This is a genomic window from Bacillus sp. KNSH39, assembly GCF_052656585.1.
In genome coordinates this window covers 2221141-2242403 of the sequence record NZ_JBQXYO010000001.1, presented here as the reverse complement: position 1 = coordinate 2242403, position 21263 = coordinate 2221141, and the positions used below count along the sequence as shown (strand labels likewise).

22 protein-coding genes are annotated in these 21263 nt (G+C 36.7%); all 22 read left to right on the top strand.

Annotated features, from left to right (window positions below; genetic code table 11):
* The first annotated feature begins 294 nt into the window (after positions 1-294).
* The 22 genes from rimP (at position 295) to ACUL40_RS11160 (ending at position 21128) form a co-directional block, all read left to right on the top strand.
* Entirely contained in the window at positions 295-765 is a 471-nt protein-coding gene (rimP, locus tag ACUL40_RS11265; RefSeq protein ID WP_000359096.1) for a ribosome maturation factor RimP, read from the top strand.
* Positions 766-782: 17 nt separating this feature from the next.
* On the top strand, positions 783-1889 hold the full coding sequence (nusA, locus tag ACUL40_RS11260; RefSeq protein ID WP_000102604.1) for a transcription termination factor NusA: 1107 nt from the start codon (positions 783-785) through the stop codon (positions 1887-1889).
* Between the two features lie 11 nt (positions 1890-1900).
* A complete protein-coding gene (rnpM, locus tag ACUL40_RS11255; protein ID WP_000071127.1) occupies positions 1901-2173 on the top strand; it encodes an RNase P modulator RnpM in 273 nt (90 codons plus the stop codon).
* Positions 2174-2485 (top strand): YlxQ family RNA-binding protein, encoded by a 312-nt coding sequence (locus tag ACUL40_RS11250; RefSeq protein ID WP_001286523.1) that lies wholly within the window; start codon positions 2174-2176, stop codon positions 2483-2485.
* Between the two features lie 4 nt (positions 2486-2489).
* Positions 2490-4550 (top strand): translation initiation factor IF-2, encoded by a 2061-nt coding sequence (infB, locus tag ACUL40_RS11245; RefSeq protein WP_000036343.1) that lies wholly within the window; start codon positions 2490-2492, stop codon positions 4548-4550.
* Positions 4547-4828, top strand: a complete 282-nt coding sequence (locus tag ACUL40_RS11240) for a DUF503 domain-containing protein (protein WP_000582363.1) — start codon at positions 4547-4549, stop codon at positions 4826-4828. Before infB ends, ACUL40_RS11240 begins: the two co-directional genes overlap by 4 nt.
* Positions 4829-4843: 15 nt before the next feature.
* Entirely contained in the window at positions 4844-5200 is a 357-nt protein-coding gene (gene rbfA / locus ACUL40_RS11235) for a 30S ribosome-binding factor RbfA (RefSeq protein WP_000776437.1), read from the top strand.
* An 86-nt stretch (positions 5201-5286) separates the two neighbouring features.
* Complete coding sequence (gene truB, locus ACUL40_RS11230) at positions 5287-6210, top strand: tRNA pseudouridine(55) synthase TruB (RefSeq protein WP_000399352.1); 924 nt, start codon at positions 5287-5289, stop codon at positions 6208-6210.
* A 43-nt stretch (positions 6211-6253) separates the two neighbouring features.
* Positions 6254-7225: a bifunctional riboflavin kinase/FAD synthetase gene (gene ribF, locus ACUL40_RS11225; RefSeq protein ID WP_000766706.1), complete on the top strand. Its 972-nt coding sequence runs from the start codon at positions 6254-6256 to the stop codon at positions 7223-7225.
* Positions 7226-7325: 100 nt separating this feature from the next.
* Positions 7326-7595 (top strand): 30S ribosomal protein S15, encoded by a 270-nt coding sequence (gene rpsO, locus ACUL40_RS11220; RefSeq protein ID WP_001229392.1) that lies wholly within the window; start codon positions 7326-7328, stop codon positions 7593-7595.
* Positions 7596-7755: 160 nt separating this feature from the next.
* Positions 7756-9894: a polyribonucleotide nucleotidyltransferase gene (pnp, locus tag ACUL40_RS11215; RefSeq protein ID WP_000076737.1), complete on the top strand. Its 2139-nt coding sequence runs from the start codon at positions 7756-7758 to the stop codon at positions 9892-9894.
* 151 nt (positions 9895-10045) lie between these two features.
* On the top strand, positions 10046-10945 hold the full coding sequence (locus ACUL40_RS11210; protein WP_000868217.1) for a polysaccharide deacetylase family protein: 900 nt from the start codon (positions 10046-10048) through the stop codon (positions 10943-10945).
* Positions 10946-11031: 86 nt separating this feature from the next.
* Positions 11032-12273 carry a M16 family metallopeptidase gene (locus ACUL40_RS11205; protein WP_000592996.1) on the top strand — a complete coding sequence of 414 codons (1242 nt, stop codon included), beginning with the start codon at positions 11032-11034 and terminating at the stop codon, positions 12271-12273.
* Positions 12274-12406: 133 nt separating this feature from the next.
* Positions 12407-12658, top strand: coding sequence for a YlmC/YmxH family sporulation protein (locus ACUL40_RS11200; RefSeq protein ID WP_001239759.1), 252 nt, complete (start codon positions 12407-12409; stop codon positions 12656-12658).
* A 170-nt stretch (positions 12659-12828) separates the two neighbouring features.
* A complete protein-coding gene (dpaA, locus tag ACUL40_RS11195; RefSeq protein ID WP_000954735.1) occupies positions 12829-13731 on the top strand; it encodes a dipicolinic acid synthetase subunit A in 903 nt (300 codons plus the stop codon).
* The gene (gene dpaB, locus ACUL40_RS11190) at positions 13728-14327 is read left to right on the top strand and encodes a dipicolinate synthase subunit B (RefSeq protein WP_000053596.1); all 600 of its coding nucleotides are present in this window, start codon (positions 13728-13730) and stop codon (positions 14325-14327) included. The genes dpaA and dpaB overlap by 4 nt, the downstream gene beginning before the upstream one ends.
* Positions 14328-14477: 150 nt before the next feature.
* Positions 14478-15524 (top strand): aspartate-semialdehyde dehydrogenase, encoded by a 1047-nt coding sequence (gene asd / locus ACUL40_RS11185; RefSeq protein WP_000414846.1) that lies wholly within the window; start codon positions 14478-14480, stop codon positions 15522-15524.
* A 23-nt stretch (positions 15525-15547) separates the two neighbouring features.
* Positions 15548-16780 carry an aspartate kinase gene (dapG, locus tag ACUL40_RS11180; protein ID WP_000692451.1) on the top strand — a complete coding sequence of 411 codons (1233 nt, stop codon included), beginning with the start codon at positions 15548-15550 and terminating at the stop codon, positions 16778-16780.
* A gap of 11 nt (positions 16781-16791) precedes the next feature.
* Complete coding sequence (dapA, locus tag ACUL40_RS11175) at positions 16792-17670, top strand: 4-hydroxy-tetrahydrodipicolinate synthase (protein WP_000564763.1); 879 nt, start codon at positions 16792-16794, stop codon at positions 17668-17670.
* Positions 17671-18406: 736 nt separating this feature from the next.
* Positions 18407-20077 carry a ribonuclease J gene (locus ACUL40_RS11170; RefSeq protein WP_000823096.1) on the top strand — a complete coding sequence of 557 codons (1671 nt, stop codon included), beginning with the start codon at positions 18407-18409 and terminating at the stop codon, positions 20075-20077.
* A gap of 101 nt (positions 20078-20178) precedes the next feature.
* Entirely contained in the window at positions 20179-20928 is a 750-nt protein-coding gene (gene tepA / locus ACUL40_RS11165; protein WP_000139806.1) for a translocation-enhancing protein TepA, read from the top strand.
* Positions 20925-21128, top strand: coding sequence for a YlzJ-like family protein (locus ACUL40_RS11160; RefSeq protein ID WP_000605020.1), 204 nt, complete (start codon positions 20925-20927; stop codon positions 21126-21128). The genes tepA and ACUL40_RS11160 overlap by 4 nt, the downstream gene beginning before the upstream one ends.
* The last annotated feature ends 135 nt before the right edge of the window (positions 21129-21263 follow it).

The window sequence follows — 21263 nt, the reverse complement described above, 5'->3', positions numbered from 1 at the left end:
ACTATTAACCGAGATAACCATGTCATGTATATTGTGTAAAGAAAAGAGTGGGGAAACCCACTCTTTCGTGTTACTATCTATGTTTTATCTACGTAGATAGGTAAAAGATTTCTGTCGTATATACATATTTTGTTACAAGTTTTACTTCTTAAATTTGGTAATACTAAGACAGATAATCCCTGCTGAACAGCAGGGGCTTTTGTTAGCTAACGAGAAAGAATAAGATAGACCGTTTTTAAATTGGCGGGGTCTTCTTCTTTTAAATGGTACATGACGGCAGGAAGGAGGCTGTTTATGGATAAGAAAGTCACAGAAGTTGTAGAAGCATTTGCGCAGCCGATCGTTGAAGAGTTAAATCTTGAACTTGTAGATGTAGAGTATGTGAAAGAAGGACAAGACTGGTTCTTACGCGTATTCATCGATTCTGAAAAGGGAGTCGACATTGAAGAATGCGGTGCGGTAAGTGAACGTTTAAGCGAAGCTTTAGATAAAGAGGATCCAATTCCTCATCTTTACTTTTTGGATGTATCATCTCCTGGAGCGGAACGCCCATTAAAGAAAGAAAAAGACTTCCAGCAAGCGGTAGGAAAACAAGTGGCAATTAAAACATATGAGCCGATTGATGGTGAAAAGATGTTTGAAGGAAAACTGCTTTCTTACGATGGTACAACAATAACATTATTATTAACAATTAAAACACGTAAAAAAGAAATCCAAATTTCGATGGATAAAGTCGCAAATGCGCGACTTGCTGTTACGTTTTAGTTAGAAGGGGGATCTTCATGAGCACTGAGTTATTAGATGCTTTGCTCGTATTAGAATCTGAAAAAGGCATTAGCAAAGACATTATTATTGATGCGATTGAAGCAGCTTTAATCTCTGCTTATAAGCGCAATTTTAATCAAGCACAAAACGTTCGTGTGAGCTTTAACCCAGAAGTGGGAACAATTCAAGTTTTAGCACGTAAAGACGTAGTAGACAATGTGTTTGATCCACGTCTTGAAATTTCTGTAGAGGAAGCAAGACAAATTAATCCAAACTACCAAGATGGTGACGTACTAGAAATTGAAGTAACACCAAAAGACTTTGGTCGTATTGCAGCACAAACTGCAAAACAAGTTGTAACACAACGAGTGCGTGAAGCAGAGCGCGGTGTTATTTACTCTGAGTTTAGTGATCGTGAAGAAGATATTATGGTAGGTATTGTACAACGTCAAGATGCTCGTTTCATCTATGTAAGCTTAGGAAAAGTAGAAGCTTTATTACCTGTAAGTGAGCAAATGCCTAATGAGCAATACAAGCCACATGATCGTATTCGCGTATTCATTACGAAAGTAGAAAAAACGACAAAAGGACCACAAATTTACGTATCACGTACACATCCTGGTCTTTTAAAACGTTTATTCGAAATGGAAGTTCCTGAAATCTATGATGGAACTGTAGAAATTCGTTCTGTAGCACGTGAAGCTGGCGATCGCTCTAAGATCTCTGTATATGCAGAGAACACTGATGTTGATCCAGTTGGTTCTTGTGTAGGACCAAAAGGGCAACGTGTACAACGCATTGTAGACGAATTAAAAGGTGAAAAAATTGACATCGTTCGCTGGTCAAATGATCCAGTTGAATATGTTGCAAATGCATTAAGCCCATCACAAGTTGTTAAAGTACTTGTAGATGAAGAAGAAAAAGCGACAACAGTAGTTGTTCCAGACCACCAGCTATCATTAGCTATCGGTAAGCGTGGACAAAATGCACGTCTTGCAGCTAAATTAACAGGCTGGAAAATTGACATTAAGAGTGAGTCTGATGCGAAACAACTTGGTATTGTAACAGAAGAAGATAGCGTAATCGCATTTGGATTCGATTCAGTGGAAGACGAAATCGAATAGAGGTGATGAGTATGAGCAATCGAAAAGTTCCGTTACGAAAATGTGTTGCAACGCAAGAAATGAAATCAAAACGAGAGCTCGTTCGCATTGTTCGTTCCAAAGAGGGAGAAGTGTCCATTGATTTAACTGGGAAAAAATCAGGACGAGGTGCTTACTTGTCGAAGGACAAGGAGAGCATTCTTCAAGCTCAAAAGAAAAATGTTTTGGAACATCATCTAAAAGCGAAAATCGACGGTTCTTTATATGAAGAGCTTCTTGAGCTTGTTGAGAAGGAGTCGAAATAAGTGTCCGATTGGAAATCGTTTTTAGGACTAGCAAACCGGGCTCGGAAAATTATTTCGGGTGAAGAACTCGTTTTAAAAGAAGTACGAAGTGGCAAAGCAAAACTTGTATTGCTATCTGAAGATGCGTCAGTAAATACTACAAAACGCATCACAGATAAAACTACGTACTACAACGTACCAATGAGAAAGGTCGAAAATCGACAACAATTAGGGCATGCGATTGGGAGAGATGAGCGAGTCGTTGTAGCTGTGTTAGATGAAGGCTTTGCGAAAAAGCTGCGTAGCATGCTCGATACAAATTACCGGGGGTGAAGGTATGAGTAAAATTCGAGTGCATGAATATGCAAAAAAACATAATATCTCAAGTAAAGATCTTATGACAAAACTAAAAGAAATGAATATCGAGGTTTCGAATCATATGACAATGTTAGACGATGAAGTAGTAAATAAATTAGATAATGAATATCAAACTGAAAAACCTTCTGTTGCAGATGAGTTTGAAGTAGAAGAAAAAGTTGTTCGCAGTAAAAAGAACAGCAATAAGAAAAAGAAAAAAGGCAAAGGAAACGAAGACAAACGTCAAGAGAACTTTGCTGGTAGACAACAAACTCAAATTGTAGAAACACCAGATAAAATTACTTTCTCTGGAAGCCTTACAGTAGGAGATCTTGCTAAAAAATTAAGCAAAGAGCCATCTGAAATTATTAAGAAGCTCTTCATGCTTGGAATTATGGCAACAATTAACCAAGACTTGGATAAAGATACAATTGAGTTAATTGCTAACGACTACGGTATTGAAGTAGAAGAAGAAGTAATTGTGAGCGAGACTGAGTTTGAAACATTCATTGATGAGCAAGATGATGAAGAGAACTTAAAAGAACGTCCAGCTGTAGTTACAATCATGGGACACGTTGACCACGGTAAAACAACATTACTGGATTCTATTCGTAACTCAAAAGTAACTGCAGGCGAAGCGGGTGGAATTACTCAGCATATCGGTGCATATCAAGTTGAAGTAAACGATAAGAAGATTACATTCTTAGATACACCTGGTCACGCAGCATTTACAACGATGCGTGCTCGTGGTGCACAAGTAACGGATATTACAATCCTTGTTGTTGCAGCGGATGACGGTGTTATGCCACAAACGGTTGAAGCAATTAACCATGCGAAGGCAGCAGGAGTACCAATTATTGTTGCTGTGAATAAAATGGATAAACCAGCTGCAAACCCTGATCGCGTAATGCAAGAACTAACAGAATATGAATTAGTTCCAGAAGCTTGGGGCGGAGATACTATTTTCGTACCAATTTCTGCAATTCAAGGCGAAGGCATTGACAACTTACTAGAAATGATCCTTCTTGTAAGTGAAGTAGAAGAATACAAAGCAAATCCAAACCGCTATGCAACTGGTACAGTAATCGAAGCACAGCTTGATAAAGGTAAAGGAACTATCGCGACATTACTTGTTCAAAACGGTACGCTTCGAGTTGGAGATCCAATCGTTGTTGGAACTTCATTCGGACGTGTTCGTGCAATGGTAAGTGATATTGGTCGTCGTGTAAAAGTTGCTGGTCCATCAACTCCTGTTGAAATTACTGGTTTAAACGAAGTACCACAGGCTGGAGATCGTTTCATGGCATTCGCTGATGAGAAGAAAGCTCGTCAAATTGGTGAATCACGTGCACAAGAAGCGTTAGTTGCACAACGTGGTGAGAAATCTAAATTAAGCCTTGAAGATTTATTCCAACAAATCCAAGAGGGCGATGTAAAAGAAATTAACTTAATCGTAAAAGCAGACGTACAAGGTTCTGTTGAAGCGATGGCAGCATCACTTCGTAAAATTGATGTTGAAGGCGTAAAAGTTAAAATCATTCACACTGGTGTAGGTGCGATTACAGAATCTGATATCATTTTAGCTTCTGCATCTAATGCAATTGTAATTGGATTTAACGTACGTCCAGATGTGAACGCGAAGCGTACAGCTGAATTAGAGAACGTTGATATTCGTTTACACCGTATTATTTATAAAGTAATCGAAGAGATTGAAGCAGCGATGCAAGGTATGCTTGATCCAGAATTCGAAGAAAAAGTAATCGGTCAAGCAGAAGTTCGTCAAACGTTTAAAGTAACAAAAGTTGGAACAATCGCAGGTTGTTATGTAACAGACGGTAAAATTACGCGTGATAGTGGCGTACGTATTATCCGTGACGGCGTAGTAATTTTCGAAGGACAACTTGATACGTTAAAACGTTTCAAAGACGACGTAAAAGAAGTTGCACAAAACTATGAGTGTGGTATTACAATTGAGAGATATAATGATCTTAAAGAAGGGGACATCATTGAAGCGTACATTATGGAAGAAGTGAAGCGATGATTATCGCTTCACTCTCATTCGAGTGTATGATTTACGATGTGCATTCTTTAAAAGAGAAACGTGCAATTTTACAACGTGTGTTAACTCGTGTGAAACAGCGCTATAATGTAGCTGTTTCTGAAGTTGGGCACCAAGATGTATGGCAACGTACAGAAATTGCAATTGTTTCCGTATCCTCAAATCGTGTTATCTGTGAAAAAGAAATGAATCGTGTACTTGAGTACATCGATTCATTTCCTGAAATTGAACGTACAATAACACATTTGGAATGGTATTGAATGAGGTGAAGAGTTATGAAATTACGTGCGAACCGTGTGGGCGAGCAAATGAAAAAAGAATTAGGCGATATTATCAGTCGTAAAATTAAAGACCCACGTATTGGATTTGTTACAGTAACAGATGTACAAGTGAGTGGTGATTTACAAATTGCTAAAGTATATATTTCTGTTTTAGGTGACGAAGAACAGAAAGAAAATACTTTAAAAGGTTTAGCGAAGGCAAAAGGCTTTATTCGTTCAGAAATTGGCCAACGTATTCGTCTTCGTAAAACACCGGAAATTACCTTTGAGTTTGATGAGTCTATCGGATATGGTCATCGAATTGATACACTTTTACATGAAATTAATAAAGACGGTAAACGTGAAGAATAATGGATAGACATTTGTCTATCCATTTTTTCAATGCAAAATAAGTTTTGGATATTTAATACGAAAGAATTATGATGAGGTGAACATATATGGAAGGTGTAGTATTATTACATAAGCCAAAAGGCATGACATCACATGATTGTGTATTTAAATTAAGAAAGATATTGCGAGAAAAGAGAATTGGTCATACGGGAACATTAGATCCAGATGTAACAGGAGTATTACCAATTTGCGTTGGAAGAGCAACGAAAATTGCACAATTTTTAACAAGTGAAACGAAAACATATGAAGGTGAAGTAACATTAGGGTTTTCAACGACAACTGAAGACGCTTCTGGTGAGGTTGTTGAAACGAAAAATGTAGATCGTACTATTACTCGTATGGAAGTAGAGAAAGTCCTTGCGGAATTAACAGGCACGATTGAACAAATGCCACCAATGTTCTCGGCTGTAAAAGTAAACGGGAAAAAATTATATGAATATGCAAGAGCAGGACAAGAGGTGGAACGTCCAGTTCGTACAATTACAATTCATGAATTCGTATTACTTGATGATCGTGAAGTTTTTGAAGGAGAAAATATTTCATTCCGTTTCCGTGTAACGTGTAGTAAAGGAACATATGTAAGAACGTTAGCTGTAATGATCGGGGAGAAACTTGGTTTCCCATCACATATGTCTCACCTTGTAAGAACGGCATCTGGTGAATTTTTATTAGAAGATTGCATATCATTTGAAGAAATTGAAGAAAACGTGCAAAATGGAACAGTAGAGTCTATCTTCATTTCAATTGATGAAGCATTAAGTAAGTTTCCAAAAATGGTTGTAGATGAAAAGCAAGCAGAGAAAATAAAGAATGGTATGTTCTTAAAGAATGAATTAGAAATAACAGCACCATTTATTACAGTGTTTGATAAAAATGATCGTTGCTTAGCAATTTATGAACATCATCCGAAACATCCTGGCATGTTAAAGCCGATGAAAGTACTTGTGAATAATCAAGAACTAAAGCTATAATGAATTATTGGAAGGATTATTACAGAAAAAGGTGAATTCAAGCGTGAAACTTATTCATTTAACTCATCCACATGAACAAAATAAATTAGAATTACCACCTACTGTAATGGCATTAGGATTTTTTGATGGCATTCATTTAGGACATCAATGTGTAATTCGAACTGCGAAAAAAATAGCGGACGAACGAGGATATAAAAGTGCAGTTATGACATTTCATCCTCATCCATCTGTTGTTTTAGGGAAAAAGGATGCGCATGTGGAGTATATTACACCAATGCGTGATAAAGAAAAAATAGTCGAAAGCTTAGGAATCGATATATTATATGTGATTAAATTTGATGAATCATTTGCAGGGTTATTACCGCAACAATTTGTAGATGATTATATTATTGGTTTAAATGTAAAGCATGTAGTAGCAGGGTTTGATTATTCATATGGACGTTTAGGAAAAGGAAAGATGGAGACTTTACCATTTCATGCAAGAGGGGAGTTTACACAGACTGTGATTGAAAAAGTTGAATTTCAAGAAGAGAAAGTAAGTTCTACAGCATTACGAAAGTTAATTCGAAATGGCGAAATGGAGCAAATTCCATCTATTTTAGGTAGAGCCTATACTGTAGCGGGAACAGTTATACACGGCGACAAACGTGGGCGTCAAATTGGTTTCCCGACAGCTAATGTAGGTTTAAGTGATGAGTATTTATTGCCACCTGTAGGTGTTTATGCAGTGAGATTAAAAGTTCACGATGAATGGTACGATGGTGTATGTAATATTGGATATAAACCGACTTTTAAAGAAGATGAGCGTCAATTATCAATTGAAGTGCACTTATTTGAATTTAACAAAGATATATACGATCAAAATGTTACAGTAGAGTGGCATATGCGTATAAGAGCAGAAAAGAAATTCAACGGTATTGATGAGTTAGTTGAACAAATCGCAAAAGATAAGAAAACAGCACAAGAATATTTTATGAGCGAAAAGAATATACTTGCTTTTTCAAATGAAAAGTAGTATTCTATGTTATGTACTTTATGACAACCATTGCTTGGCATTGCGACTCACCGACGCTTGCTAGGTAATTGGGGGTTTAATTAATAGGAGGTGAAATAGGATGGCTTTAACACAAGAACGTAAAAATGAAATCATTGCACAATTTAGAACTCATGAGACTGATACTGGTTCTCCAGAGGTTCAAATTGCTGTCCTAACGGAGCAAATTAACACTCTAAACGAGCACTTACGTACTCACAAGAAAGATCATCATTCACGTCGTGGTCTATTAAAGATGGTTGGTAAACGTCGTAACTTACTAACTTACCTTCGTAATAGCGATATCACACGTTACCGTGAATTAATCACAAAGCTTGGCTTACGTCGATAGTCAAAGAAGCGGGAATATTCCCGCTTTTTTGTTAGGTAAAAATATATTTTCTACGCTTTATAGCTTACTTAATTTTAGGCAATACTAGAGGTAGAATATTGTGATATACTATCCATTTACATAGAAGAATTGAATACTTTAAATTGAGAGGGGTACTTAAATGAGTCAAGAAAAGCAAGTCTTCTCGATAGATTTAGCTGGTCGCCAGCTAACAGTTGAAACTGGTCAGCTTGCAAAACAAGCGAACGGAGCAGTATTAGTAAGATATGGCGATACAGCGGTTCTATCTACAGCAACTGCATCAAAAGAAGCAAAAAATGTAGATTTCTTCCCACTTACAGTAAACTATGAAGAGCGTTTATATGCAGTCGGAAAAATTCCTGGCGGTTTTATTAAGCGTGAAGGTCGTCCAAGTGAAAAAGCAATTTTGGCAAGTCGTTTAATCGACCGTCCAATTCGTCCGCTATTCGCAGATGGCTTCCGTAACGAAGTACAAGTTGTCAGCATTGTAATGAGTGTTGATCAAGATTGTTCTTCTGAAATGGCAGCTATGCTTGGTTCTTCATTAGCGTTATCGATTTCAGATATTCCATTTGAAGGTCCAATCGCTGGTGCGACAGTTGGCCGTATTAATGGCGAATTCGTTATTAACCCAACAGTAGAACAGCAAGAACAAAGTGATATTCACTTAGTTGTAGCTGGTACGAAAGATGCGATTAACATGGTTGAAGCAGGAGCAGATCAAGTACCTGAAGAAACAATGTTAGAAGCAATTATGTTTGGTCATGACGAAATTAAACGTCTAATTGCATTCCAAGAAGAGATTGTACAAGCTGTAGGTAAAGAGAAATCAGAAGTGAAACTTTATGAAGTTGACGCTGATCTTAACCAAGCTGTACGTGAAATGGCTGAAGAAGATATGCATTCAGCAATTCAAGTACATGAGAAACATGCACGTGAAGATGCAATTAACGAAGTGAAAAAGCGTGTTATTGAGCATTACGAAGCGCAGGAAGCTGACGCTGATACATTAGGACAAGTAAATGAGATTTTATATAAAATTGTAAAAGAAGAAGTACGTCGTCTTATTACAGTTGAAAAAATCCGTCCAGATGGCCGTAAAGGTGACGAAATCCGTCCATTAGCATCAGAGGTTGGTATTTTATCTCGTACACACGGTTCTGGTTTGTTCACTCGTGGACAAACACAAGCATTAAGTATTTGTACATTAGGTGCATTAGGCGATGTGCAAATTTTAGATGGTCTTGGTGTAGAAGAATCAAAACGCTTTATGCACCATTACAATTTCCCATCATTTAGTGTTGGTGAAACAAGACCAATGCGTGGACCAGGTCGTCGTGAAATCGGTCACGGTGCACTAGGAGAACGCGCACTTGAGCCTGTAATTCCATCTGAAAAAGATTTCCCATACACAGTACGTCTTGTATCTGAAGTTTTAGAATCAAATGGTTCTACTTCACAAGCAAGTATTTGTGGTAGTACTTTAGCAATGATGGATGCTGGTGTTCCACTTAAAGCTCCAGTTGCAGGTATTGCAATGGGTCTAGTTAAAACTGGTGAGCATTACACAATTTTATCTGATATTCAAGGTATGGAAGATCATTTAGGTGATATGGACTTTAAAGTAGCAGGTACAGCACAAGGTGTAACTGCACTACAAATGGACATTAAAATCGATGGTCTATCTCGTGAAATTTTAGAAGAGGCATTACAACAAGCGAAAGTTGGTCGTGTGCACATTCTAAATCATATGTTATCTGTTATTCCAGAGCCACGCACTGAATTATCAGCGTACGCTCCAAAGATTATTACAATGACAATTAATCCAGATAAAATCCGTGACGTTATCGGACCGAGCGGTAAACAAATCAATAAAATTATTGAAGAAACTGGCGTTAAAATTGACATCGAGCAAGATGGCACAGTATTCATTTCTTCAATAAACCAAGAAATGAACGACAAAGCTAAGAAAATTATCGAAGATATCGTTCGCGAAGTACAAGTAGGTGAAATCTACGAAGGAAAAGTGAAACGTGTTGAGAAATTCGGTGCTTTCGTTGAATTATTCAGCGGTAAAGATGGATTAGTTCATATTTCTGAACTTGCACTTGAGCGTGTAGGTAAAGTAGAAGACGTTGTAAAAATCGGTGATGTAATTACAGTTAAAGTTATCGAGATTGACAAGCAAGGTCGCGTAAATCTATCTAGAAAAGTATTGCTAAAAGAAGAGCAAGAAAAAGAAGCTGCTAAAGAAGAAAACAAACAAGAGCAGCAATAAGTAAAAGCCAGTTTAACTGGCTTTTTTTGTTATGTAAAAATATGATTTATATATATTTTTATGTCAGCATAGGTATAGTTTTCATTATAACGCTCAAATTAACAAAGATAAGAAGAAAATGTTTTTATATAGTTAATTTGGGAGGGTTTATATGAAAGTTCGTATATTGGCATACATATGTATATTTTCTTTATATGTCAGTTTAGGCTCTTATTCTGTTTTTGCACAAGATAACTTGCATGAAGAAATTCAAAAGCATGCAAAAAAGTATGAGATTGCACCTCAAAATGCGATGATTGATAAAATATGGAAGGCAACACCTGGATATAATGGAAGACAAGTGGATATTGAAGCATCGTATAATAATATGAAGAAGCTAAAGGAATTTGATCAAAAATATCTTGAATTCAAAGAAGTCTCACCGAGTGTTCATTTAGAAGATTTATCACCCGCTCCAATTTATAGAGGCCATCCAAATAAAAAGATGGTAGGATTAACAATAAATGTGGCATGGGGAAATGAGTATTTGCCTCGCATATTAGAGATATTGAAAAAGCATGATGTGAAGGCCACTTTCTTTTTAGAAGGACGTTGGGTGAAAGAAAATTTACGATTTGCAAAAATGATTGTCGATGCAAATCAAGAAGTCGGAAATCATTCTTATACGCACCCTAATATGAAAACGCTATCGTCTGATGAAATACGAGAGCAGTTACAAAAAACAAATCGAATGATAGAAGTAGTAACGAATCAAAAAGTAAGATGGTTTGCCCCGCCGAGTGGAAGTTTTCGGGATGAAGTCGTGAAAATCGCTGATGATTTCCAAATGGGAACGATTATGTGGACTGTCGATACAATCGATTGGAAGCGACCTGAGCCAGATGTACTATTGCAGAGAGTAATGAGAAAAATACACCCAGGTGCTATCGTATTAATGCATCCTACTTCGTCAACGGCAGAAGCATTAGATACAATGATTAAAAAATTGAAGGAACAAGGATATAAAGTGGGGAATATAACAGAATTACTGGATGAAAAACGTGTGGATTAAATACATTTGCATGACATTCATCCTTAAACTTGTTATCATTAAATAATAGCACTTATTTAGAGAAACTGGCAGTAGGAGGAAAGTTTTTGATTAAAAAATATACTTGTAAAAATGGTGTAAGAATAGTTATGGAGAATATACCAACTGTAAGATCGGTTGCGATTGGTATTTGGATCCATGCGGGATCAAGAAATGAAAATGAAAAAAATAACGGGATTTCTCACTTTTTAGAGCATATGTTCTTTAAAGGGACAGAAACACGTAGTGCACGAGAGATTGCAGAATCATTTGATAGCATTGGTGGTCAAGTGAATGCATTTACTTCAAAAGAATATACATGTTACTATGCAAAAGTATTAGATGAGCATGCTAAATATGCTTTAGATGTTTTAGCAGACATGTTCTTTAATTCAACATTTGATGAGGAAGAACTGAAAAAAGAGAAGAATGTCGTATGTGAAGAAATTAAAATGTACGAAGATGCTCCAGATGATATTGTGCATGATATGTTAACGAAAGCAACATATGAAACGCATCCACTTGGATATCCTATTTTAGGAACAGAAGAAACGCTTAATACGTTTACAGGTGATACGTTACGTCAATATATAAAAGATCATTACACACCTGAAAATGTAGTTGTATCAATTGCAGGAAATATTGATGAAGCATTTTTACAAACAGTGGAGCAATATTTCGGTAGTTATGAAGGAACAACAAACCGTGAACAAGTACATAGCCCAATTTTCCATTTCAATAAGGTAGCCCGTAAAAAAGAAACGGAACAAGCTCATTTATGTCTAGGATATAAAGGCTTACAAATGGGACACGAAGATATTTATAACTTAATTGTATTAAATAATGTTTTAGGCGGTAGCATGAGTAGCCGTTTATTCCAAGAAGTACGTGAGCAACGTGGATTAGCTTACTCAGTATTTTCTTACCACTCTTCTTATGAAGATACAGGCATGTTAACACTTTACGGTGGAACAGGTAGCCAACAATTAGATACATTGTATGAAACAATGCAAGAAACATTAGAGACATTGAAAAATACAGGTATTACAGAAAAAGAGCTTATGAATAGTAAAGAGCAATTAAAAGGAAACTTAATGTTAAGTTTAGAAAGTACAAATAGCCGTATGAGCCGTAACGGTAAAAATGAATTGCTTCTTCGTAAACATCGTTCACTTGATGAGATTATTGAAAGTGTAAACACTGTAACAAAAGAAAATGTGGACGGATTAATTCGCAATATGTTTACTGACGAGTTCTCTGCGGCACTTATTAGTCCAGACGGAAAACTTCCAAAAGGAATAAAACTATAATCAATTTTTACGATGTATAAAAAATAACCTTCTCTCTTTTTAAATGAGAGAAGGTTATTTTTTTTATACATATAGAATAGGTACTAATTATAGACAATGCAAATGAAAAATTCAGTAGGGGAGTGGAGTGTGTATGCGATTAAGTGAATTAAGTGGTAAAGAGGTTGTAGATATAGAAAAAGCGGAAAAAATGGGAGTCTTAGGTTATATGGATTTAGAGATTAATGAGAAAGACGGGCAAATACAAACACTTATAATACCTGTAGGGAAGTGGGGAGGTTTTAAAAAGGAACCACAAGAAGTAAGGGTGGCATGGAGTCAAATAAAGAAAGTCGGACACGATATGCTTCTTTGTGATAGTATAGATCGTTCAAATTCGGAGTGAAGGATGGCCATTTTGGTCATCTTTTTTTGTATCTACATAGAAACCTGATAAATCATATGTGCATTTGGATTTTCAATCACCATAAACTCGTACATTACATATGATGTGGAGGAAAAAGAAAAAGTAGGCACTTTTCTTATAAATGACAGAAAAAGAAGGTGAATTAGGGAATGTTGACTGAGATGCATATTGCTGTCATAGGAGGAGATGCAAGGCAGCTAGAAGTAATTCGTAAGCTAGTTGAATTGGATGCGAAACTTTCTTTGATAGGTTTTGATCAGTTAGATCATGGTTTCACAGGGGCAGCAAAAGAAAGTATACAAAATTTAGATTTCACTTCTGTAGACGCAATTATTTTGCCGGTTGCCGGTACAAATGCCAAAGGAGAAGTAGATACTATTTTTTCAAATGAAAAAGTTTCAATAACGAAAGAACAAATTGAAAATACACCAGAACACTTTACTATATATTCAGGTATTGGTACACCTTACTTGGAAAATCTCGTATCTACTACGAACCGAAAACTTGTTAAATTATTTGATCGTGATGATGTAGCAATATACAATTCTATTCCAACGGTAGAAGGTACATTAATGATGGTAATTCAACATACCGACTATACAATTCATGGGTCCAATGTAATGGTTCTAGGATTTGGTAGAACAGGAATGAGTGTTGCGAGAGCATTTCAATCATTAGGAGCCCATGTCAAAGTTGGAGCAAGACGATCTGAACATATTGCACGTATTACAGAAATGATGTTTTCTCCTTTTCATATGCAAGACATAGAGAAAGAAGTAGGAAATATCGATATTGTAATTAATACGATTCCGCACCTCGTTGTAACAGCGAATGTTATTGCAAAAATGCCAGCTCATACGTTAGTGATTGATTTAGCTTCTAAACCAGGCGGTACCGACTTTAGATATGCAGAAAAAAGAGGAGTCAAAGCATTGCTAGCACCTGGATTACCAGGTATTGTTGCCCCAAAAACGGCTGGGCAAATCTTAGCAAATGTTCTTTCTCAGTTATTAGCAGCAGATGCAATCGCAAAGGAGGAGGAAAAGAAATGAGTTTGAAGGGGAAACGAATTGGTTTCGGATTTACAGGTTCACATTGTACGTATGAGGAAGTTATGCCGCACTTAGAAAAATTAATTGCTGAAGGAGCAGAAGTACGTCCTGTTGTTTCATACACTGTTCAATCAACAAATACTAGATTTGGAGAAGGAGCAGAGTGGATTAAGAAGATTGAAGAAATAACAGGTTTTAAAGCAATTAATTCAATTGTTGGAGCAGAGCCACTTGGACCTAAAATTCCATTAGACTGCATGGTAATCGCTCCTTTAACAGGAAATTCTATGAGTAAATTTGCAAATGCAATGACAGATTCTCCAGTACTAATGGCAGCAAAAGCGACGCTAAGAAATGGCAAGCCTGTCGTATTGGCAGTTTCGACGAATGATGCTTTAGGATTAAATGGGGTAAATCTCATGCGCCTAATGGCAACAAAAAACATCTACTTCGTCCCATTCGGGCAAGATGCACCAGAGAAAAAACCGAACTCAATGGTAGCTCGCATGGAGTTGCTTGAAGATACAGTGTTAGAAGCGCTGCAAGGGAAGCAATTGCAACCGGTTGTCGTAGAAAAATTCAGATATATGAATTAAAAAACGAAAAAAAACGGACAATTTTTGATGAAACCATCATTCTTACTGTAGAATATGATAAAATTAACGTTATTAAGATTAGAAGGGGTATTGTATACTCCTTCTGATTCTAAGTTATAGAAGGATTGGTATCTAGAAAGGGGCATAGTGATGGAAAAGCAAAAAACTTTTCATGTCGCTGTAGTTGGAGCAACCGGCGCAGTTGGTGAACAAATGTTAAATACTTTAGAGAAACGAGAATTTCCAATCGGGAAATTAACGTTACTTTCATCTAAACGATCTGCAGGTAAGAAACTTGTATTTAAAGGCGAAGAATTTACAGTTCAAGAGGCAACTCCTGAAAGCTTTGAAGGAGTAGATATTGCACTATTTAGTGCTGGTGGATCTGTATCGAAACAATTAGCGCCAGAAGCAGCAAAACGCGGTGCGATTGTTGTTGATAATACAAGTGCATTCCGTATGACAGAAAACGTGCCACTTGTTGTACCTGAAGTAAATGAAAACGACTTAAAAGAACATAATGGTATTATTGCAAATCCAAACTGTTCTACAATTCAAATGGTAGTAGCTCTTGAGCCAGTTCGTCAGCAATATGGTTTAAAACGAGTAATCGTTTCCACATATCAAGCTGTATCAGGTGCTGGTGCGGCAGCTATTGAAGAACTGCATGAACAATCACAAGCAATCTTAAATGGCGAAGAAGTTAAGGCAAATGTTCTTCCTGTATCAGGTGATAAGAAGCATTTCCCAATTGCTTTTAATGCGATTCCACAGATTGATAAATTCCAAGATAATGGATTTACGTTTGAAGAAATGAAAATGATTAACGAAACGAAAAAAATTATGCATATGCCTGAATTAGAAGTAGCGGCAACATGTGTACGTTTACCAGTTGTATCAGGACACTCTGAGTCTGTTTACATCGAAGTAGAAAAAGAAGGCGTAACAGTAGCAGAATTAAAGAGCTTACTTGCAAATGCGGAAGGTATTGTTCTACAAGATAATCCAGAAGAGCAGTTATATCCAATGCCAGCTACTGCAGTAGGTAAAAACGAAGTATTCGTTGGAAGAATCCGTAAAGATTTAAATAACGATAAAGGATTCCATCTTTGGGTCGTATCTGATAACTTATTAAAAGGCGCTGCATGGAATTCTGTTCAAATTGCAGAGCGCTTAGTAAAATTACAATTAGTGTAAACGGCTAAGAGAAGGTGCAAAATATGAAAATAATTGTTCAAAAATTTGGTGGCACATCAGTACGTGATGACAATGGACGTAAGCATGCGCTTCATCATATAAAAAAATCATTAGCTGCTGGTTATAAAGTAGTTACTGTCGTATCTGCTATGGGCCGTAAAGGTGAACCATATGCAACGGATACGTTATTAAGTCTTGTAAATCAAGAGGAATCTACTATTTCTAAGCGTGAGCAAGATTTATTATTATCGTGTGGAGAGTTAATCTCTGCAATTGTTTTCTCTAATATGTTGAATGAGAACGGTATAAAAGCAGCAGCATTAAATGGTGCACAAGCTGGTTTTGTAACGAATGATGACTTTACGAATGCAAAGATTATTGAAATGAATTGCGATCGTATACATGAAGAGTTAGAAAATGTAGATGTAATCGTCGTTACAGGATTCCAGGGACAAACGAAAAAAGGTGATACGACAACACTTGGACGCGGAGGTAGTGATACTTCAGCTTCAGCATTAGGTGTTGCACTTCATGCTGAATACATCGATATATTCACTGATGTAGAAGGTGTTATGACTGCGGATCCTCGTATTGTAAAAGATGCACGTCATCTTCAAACTGTAACGTATAACGAAATTTGTAACATGGCTTATCAAGGTGCGAAAGTCGTTCATCCACGTGCAGTTGAAATTGCGATGCATGCAAAAGTGCCACTTCGTGTACGTTCTACGTATTCTGATAGTGAAGGTACGCTTATTTCAGCATATGACGGTGCTACAAGAGGTCGTGATGTAGAAGAACGTCCTGTTACAGGCATTGCCCACGTATCAAACGTAACGCAAATTAAAGTGCTTGCAAAAGAAACGGCATATGATTTGCAACAACATGTGTTTAAAGAGATGGCGAACGAAGGAATAAGTGTTGATTTAATTAATATTTCACCTACTGGCGTAGCATATACGGTGAGTGATAATGTATCAAGTCATGCAGTTAAATTATTACAGAACCTCGGATATGAGCCAATTGTGACAGAACATTGTGCGAAAGTATCTATCGTTGGGGCTGGAATGGCAGGATACCCAGGGGTTACTGCGAAAATCGTTACAGCTTTAGCGGAAAAAGGTATTCAAATCCTGCAATCGGCAGATAGTCATACAACAATTTGGGTTCTTGTAAAAGAAACTGATTTAGTGGAGGCTGTAAATGCATTACATAGTGCGTTTGAGCTTTCAAAAGAAAAGCAACTGGAACAATAAGGAGTGAGACCATGATAGATTTTGGGACAATTGCAACCGCGATGGTAACACCGTTTGATATAAACGGGAATATCGATTTTGCAAAGACAACGAAATTGGTAAATTATTTAATTGATAACGGTACAACAGCAATCGTGGTAGGAGGAACGACAGGAGAATCTCCTACATTAACTTCAGAAGAGAAAGTAGCGTTATATCGCCATGTCGTATCTGTTGTCGATAAAAGAGTGCCCGTAATCGCTGGAACAGGTAGCAATAATACGCATGCTTCTATTGACTTAACTAAAAAGGCAACAGAAGTTGGTGTGGATGCAGTAATGCTAGTAGCACCGTATTATAACAAACCGAGTCAAGAAGGAATGTATCAGCATTTTAAAGCAATTGCTGAAAGCACGCCGCTTCCGGTTATGCTATATAACGTTCCAGGACGATCTATTGTACAAATCTCCGTTGATACAGTTGTTCGTTTATCAGAAATAGAAAACATTGTTGCTATTAAAGATGCCGGCGGCGATGTGTTAACAATGACAGAAATCATTGAAAAAACAGCGGACGACTTTGCGGTATACAGCGGTGATGACGGTTTAACGTTACCAGCTATGGCAGTTGGAGCGAAAGGTATCGTTTCGGTAGCCTCTCATGTTATCGGAAACGAAATGCAAGAAATGATTACAGCATTTCAAGCAGGAGAATTTAAGAAGGCACAAAAATTACATCAATTACTTGTAAGAGTAACTGATTCATTATTTATGGCGCCAAGTCCAACTCCAGTAAAAACAGCGTTACAAATGGTTGGATTAGATGTAGGTTCTGTACGTTTACCACTTCTTCCATTAACAGAAGAAGAAAGAGTAACGTTACAATCTGTAATGCAATCTATCCCTCGTTAATAAAAAATGACCTAGTGTAGAACTAGGTCATTTTTTACTATATGCAAATCTTTTCCTCTTTTTCTTACTTATATGTGTTCTTATAAGAATATTAATCGCTTCTTCATTATGTGTATAAGAAAATAATCGTACCCCTTTAACTGAGTCAAAAAATGATAGATATTATGGCATAAACGTAATAAACTACGGTGTCTGTTTTTAGAGAAATCCCCTCAAATGTGACGTAATTCATAAAAAAACTCCATTTTGTAAGTGTTTTTGTTGGATTCTAGAAAAATAAATCTTGAAACTCCCTATTATGAAATGAATTTAGCGTATGTATGGCTAGTTCTTCAAAATAATATGGAGTATAAAATCGGAGTAAATATAAAGGAAATACGTTCGATACTTTTGTTGTCATTCCGTTCTTTTCCTCTTTCTTTCGCACGATTTAACTTGTGTTCTATTTCTTGTATCAGGTATAATATGGCTAAGTAGCTTAGTACGGGTATGCTTAGCAAAATTGGGAAAAATTATAATTTAATTAAATTTTCATATCATATCGAATAAGATATTTGATTTATATAATGAAAGAGAGGTGAAACCTGGTTTAAAAAATAAACAAGGACATGATATCGCATAACGGTAAGGACATTCGTCTTGGACGGTGAAAATATGGTGGTTGTAGAGTTTCCCCTGGTGTCTCTGCAATTTTAGTGAAATCAGTGTTTGCAAGATTTTTAAACCAGGCAACAACATGAAGAGAAAAGAGAATGAGTCTGTTAAAGTATTTGCTCTTGGTGGAGTAGGTGAAATCGGGAAAAACATGTACTGTGTTGAAATTGATTCTGAAATCTTTATCGTAGATGCAGGGTTAATGTTCCCGGGAGATGAAATGTTTGGAATTGATATCGTTATTCCTGATATTACATATTTAGTGGAAAATCAAGAGCGAGTAAAAGGTTTATTTATTACTCACGGTCATGAAGATCATATTGGTGGAATTGTGTATGTACTTCGTAAATTATCTATTCCAGTCTATGCAACGAAATTAACAGTAGGACTTATACAAGAAAAACTTGGTGAAGCGGGCATGTTAGGCCGTGTAGACCTAAAAACAATCGATTCAAATTCAACAGTAGAATTTAACACTACAACGGTGTCATTCTTCGGAACGACACATAGTATTCCGGATTCTGTTGGCGTTTGTTTCCATACATCAAAAGGTGCAGTCGTATATACGGGAGACTTTAAATTCGATCAAACTCCAATTGGAAATAGTGGAGCAGACCTTGGTAAAATGGCACAAATCGGAAATGAAGGCGTACTTTGCTTATTATCTGATAGTACAAACGCAGAGCGCCCAGGCTATACAGGTTCAGAAAAAGAAGTTGGTGTAGAAATCTCTAAAGTGTTCTACGGCGCAGAAGGTCGCATTATCGTTGCTTCATTTGCATCGAATGTACATCGTATTCAACAAGTATTTGATGCAGCTGCTGAAACAGGGCGAAAAGTAGCAGTAGTAGGACGTAGTATGGTGAAAGTAGTAGACATTGCAAGACGTCTTGGTTATTTAGATGTTCCAGAAGGTATGGTTATTTCATTACAAGAAGTAGACAACTTCCCAGAGAAAAAGGTAGCTATTTTAACGACAGGTAGTCAAGGTGAACCGATGGCTGCTCTATCTAGAATGGCAAAACAAGCGCATAAGCAAATTTCAATTCGTAAAGGTGATACTGTTATCATTGCTGCTTCGCCAATTCCGGGTAATGAAATATCTGTATCAAAAATTATTGATTTGTTATTTAGAGCTGGAGCTGAAGTTGTTTATTACGGCGAACGAAAAGTTCACGTGTCAGGTCACGGTAGCCAAGAAGAATTAAAATTAATGTTAAATTTAATGAAACCAAAGTACTTTGTACCCGTACATGGTGAGTTCCGTATGCAAAAAGCACATGCATATTTAGCTGAAGATGTAGGTATTACAAGAGAAAATATCTTTATCGTAGAAAAAGGCGATGTAATTGCTTTTGGTGACGATGAAGCAAACTTAGTCGGTAAAGTACAAGCTGGTAATGTTTTAATTGATGGATTAGGTGTAGGTGACGTTGGTAATATCGTTCTTCGAGATAGAAAGATGTTATCTCAAGATGGAATACTAGTAGTTGTTGTAACGCTTGGTAAAGATGAAAAGAAAATTATCTCTGGCCCAGAAATCATTTCACGTGGTTTCGTATATGTTCGTGAATCAGAAGCGTTAATTGAACGATCTACAGAGATTGTACGTATGATTGTTGAGCAGTCAATTAAAGAATATTCAATTGAATGGTCAATGTTAAAACAAAATATTCGTGAATTATTAGGACAGTTCTTGTACGAAGAGACAAAGAGAAAACCTATGATTTTACCGATTATTATGGAAGTATAAAAAGATCACCCTTATGGGTGATCTTTTTTCTTTTTAACCCTATCGAATGAAATTTATAACTTAAGAAATAATAGTTATATACGAGTGAAAGGGGATGCGAAATGACAGAACGTGATCGATATACAAATGAAGAAAAAGAAGCTGAGCCAAAAGAAGCTGGAAAAGAGGCTTCAATAGTTGAAAAAATTCAACAGCTTGGACAGACAAATGTACCACAGATGAATGAATCACGTATTCATTGTTTAACGATTATCGGACAAGTGGAAGGTCATGTTCAATTACCACCGCAAAATAAAACAACAAAATATGAGCATATCATTCCGCAAATTGTTGCGATTGAACAAAATCCGAAAATTGAAGGTTTGCTTTTAATATTAAATACAGTTGGAGGTGACGTTGAAGCTGGGCTAGCAATTTCTGAAATGGTAGCTTCACTTTCAAAACCAACAGTATCTCTAGTTTTAGGTGGGGGACATTCCATCGGTGTACCGATTGCTGTTTCTACTGACTATTCGTTTATTGCGGAAACTGCGACGATGACAATTCATCCAATTCGTTTAACAGGTCTTGTCATAGGTGTGCCACAAACATTTGAGTATTTGGATAAGATGCAAGAAAGAGTCATTCGTTTTGTGACGAAGCACTCGAAAGTAACAGAAGATCGTTTTAAAGAGCTTATGTTTGCGAAAGGAAATTTAACGCGAGATATTGGGACGAATGTAATTGGTGGGGATGCAGTAAAGTACGGTCTTATAGATGATGTCGGCGGTATTGGAAATGCGATTCGAAAATTAAACGAATTAATAGATGTTCGTGCGGAAGATAGTACAGAAGGGACAATGCTACAATGATTTTATATACAATTATGCCAGAGCAACTTGTGTATCCGGCCGATTATTCACAATGTGAAAGTCAAAAAGTTGTAAATATAAATGGTGTGGAATTAATGGTTTCTGAAGAGGAACATGGATGTTATTCTATTGTACGTGTGCTAAGTACGGACCCACTTCACTATTTAGAGTTTGAGCCCGGTCAGAAAATAACCTTTTAGCAAAAAGAAGGATTTTGTTTAGAAGCTATGGTATAATATAAAAAACAAGACGGTTGAGCAGCCATGAGTAGGCTGCTTTCTTCTGTTTATTTAGCATTTTACAAGAAGTGTAAAAATAGAAGATATAAAGACCAG

Bases quoted from the DNA above. Each gene is read 5' to 3' on its own strand.
- rimP (WP_000359096.1), top strand. From the start codon at position 295: ATGGATAAGAAAGTCACAGAAGTTGTAGAAGCATTTGCGCAGCCGATC.
- nusA (WP_000102604.1), top strand. From the start codon at position 783: ATGAGCACTGAGTTATTAGATGCTTTGCTCGTATTAGAATCTGAAAAA.
- rnpM (WP_000071127.1), top strand. From the start codon at position 1,901: ATGAGCAATCGAAAAGTTCCGTTACGAAAATGTGTTGCAACGCAAGAA.
- infB (WP_000036343.1), top strand. From the start codon at position 2,490: ATGAGTAAAATTCGAGTGCATGAATATGCAAAAAAACATAATATCTCA.
- ACUL40_RS11240 (WP_000582363.1), top strand. From the start codon at position 4,547: ATGATTATCGCTTCACTCTCATTCGAGTGTATGATTTACGATGTGCAT.
- rbfA (WP_000776437.1), top strand. From the start codon at position 4,844: ATGAAATTACGTGCGAACCGTGTGGGCGAGCAAATGAAAAAAGAATTA.
- truB (WP_000399352.1), top strand. From the start codon at position 5,287: ATGGAAGGTGTAGTATTATTACATAAGCCAAAAGGCATGACATCACAT.
- rpsO (WP_001229392.1), top strand. From the start codon at position 7,326: ATGGCTTTAACACAAGAACGTAAAAATGAAATCATTGCACAATTTAGA.
- pnp (WP_000076737.1), top strand. From the start codon at position 7,756: ATGAGTCAAGAAAAGCAAGTCTTCTCGATAGATTTAGCTGGTCGCCAG.
- ACUL40_RS11210 (WP_000868217.1), top strand. From the start codon at position 10,046: ATGAAAGTTCGTATATTGGCATACATATGTATATTTTCTTTATATGTC.
- ACUL40_RS11200 (WP_001239759.1), top strand. From the start codon at position 12,407: ATGCGATTAAGTGAATTAAGTGGTAAAGAGGTTGTAGATATAGAAAAA.
- dpaA (WP_000954735.1), top strand. From the start codon at position 12,829: ATGTTGACTGAGATGCATATTGCTGTCATAGGAGGAGATGCAAGGCAG.
- dpaB (WP_000053596.1), top strand. From the start codon at position 13,728: ATGAGTTTGAAGGGGAAACGAATTGGTTTCGGATTTACAGGTTCACAT.
- asd (WP_000414846.1), top strand. From the start codon at position 14,478: ATGGAAAAGCAAAAAACTTTTCATGTCGCTGTAGTTGGAGCAACCGGC.
- dapG (WP_000692451.1), top strand. From the start codon at position 15,548: ATGAAAATAATTGTTCAAAAATTTGGTGGCACATCAGTACGTGATGAC.
- dapA (WP_000564763.1), top strand. From the start codon at position 16,792: ATGATAGATTTTGGGACAATTGCAACCGCGATGGTAACACCGTTTGAT.
- ACUL40_RS11170 (WP_000823096.1), top strand. From the start codon at position 18,407: ATGAAGAGAAAAGAGAATGAGTCTGTTAAAGTATTTGCTCTTGGTGGA.
- tepA (WP_000139806.1), top strand. From the start codon at position 20,179: ATGACAGAACGTGATCGATATACAAATGAAGAAAAAGAAGCTGAGCCA.
- ACUL40_RS11160 (WP_000605020.1), top strand. From the start codon at position 20,925: ATGATTTTATATACAATTATGCCAGAGCAACTTGTGTATCCGGCCGAT.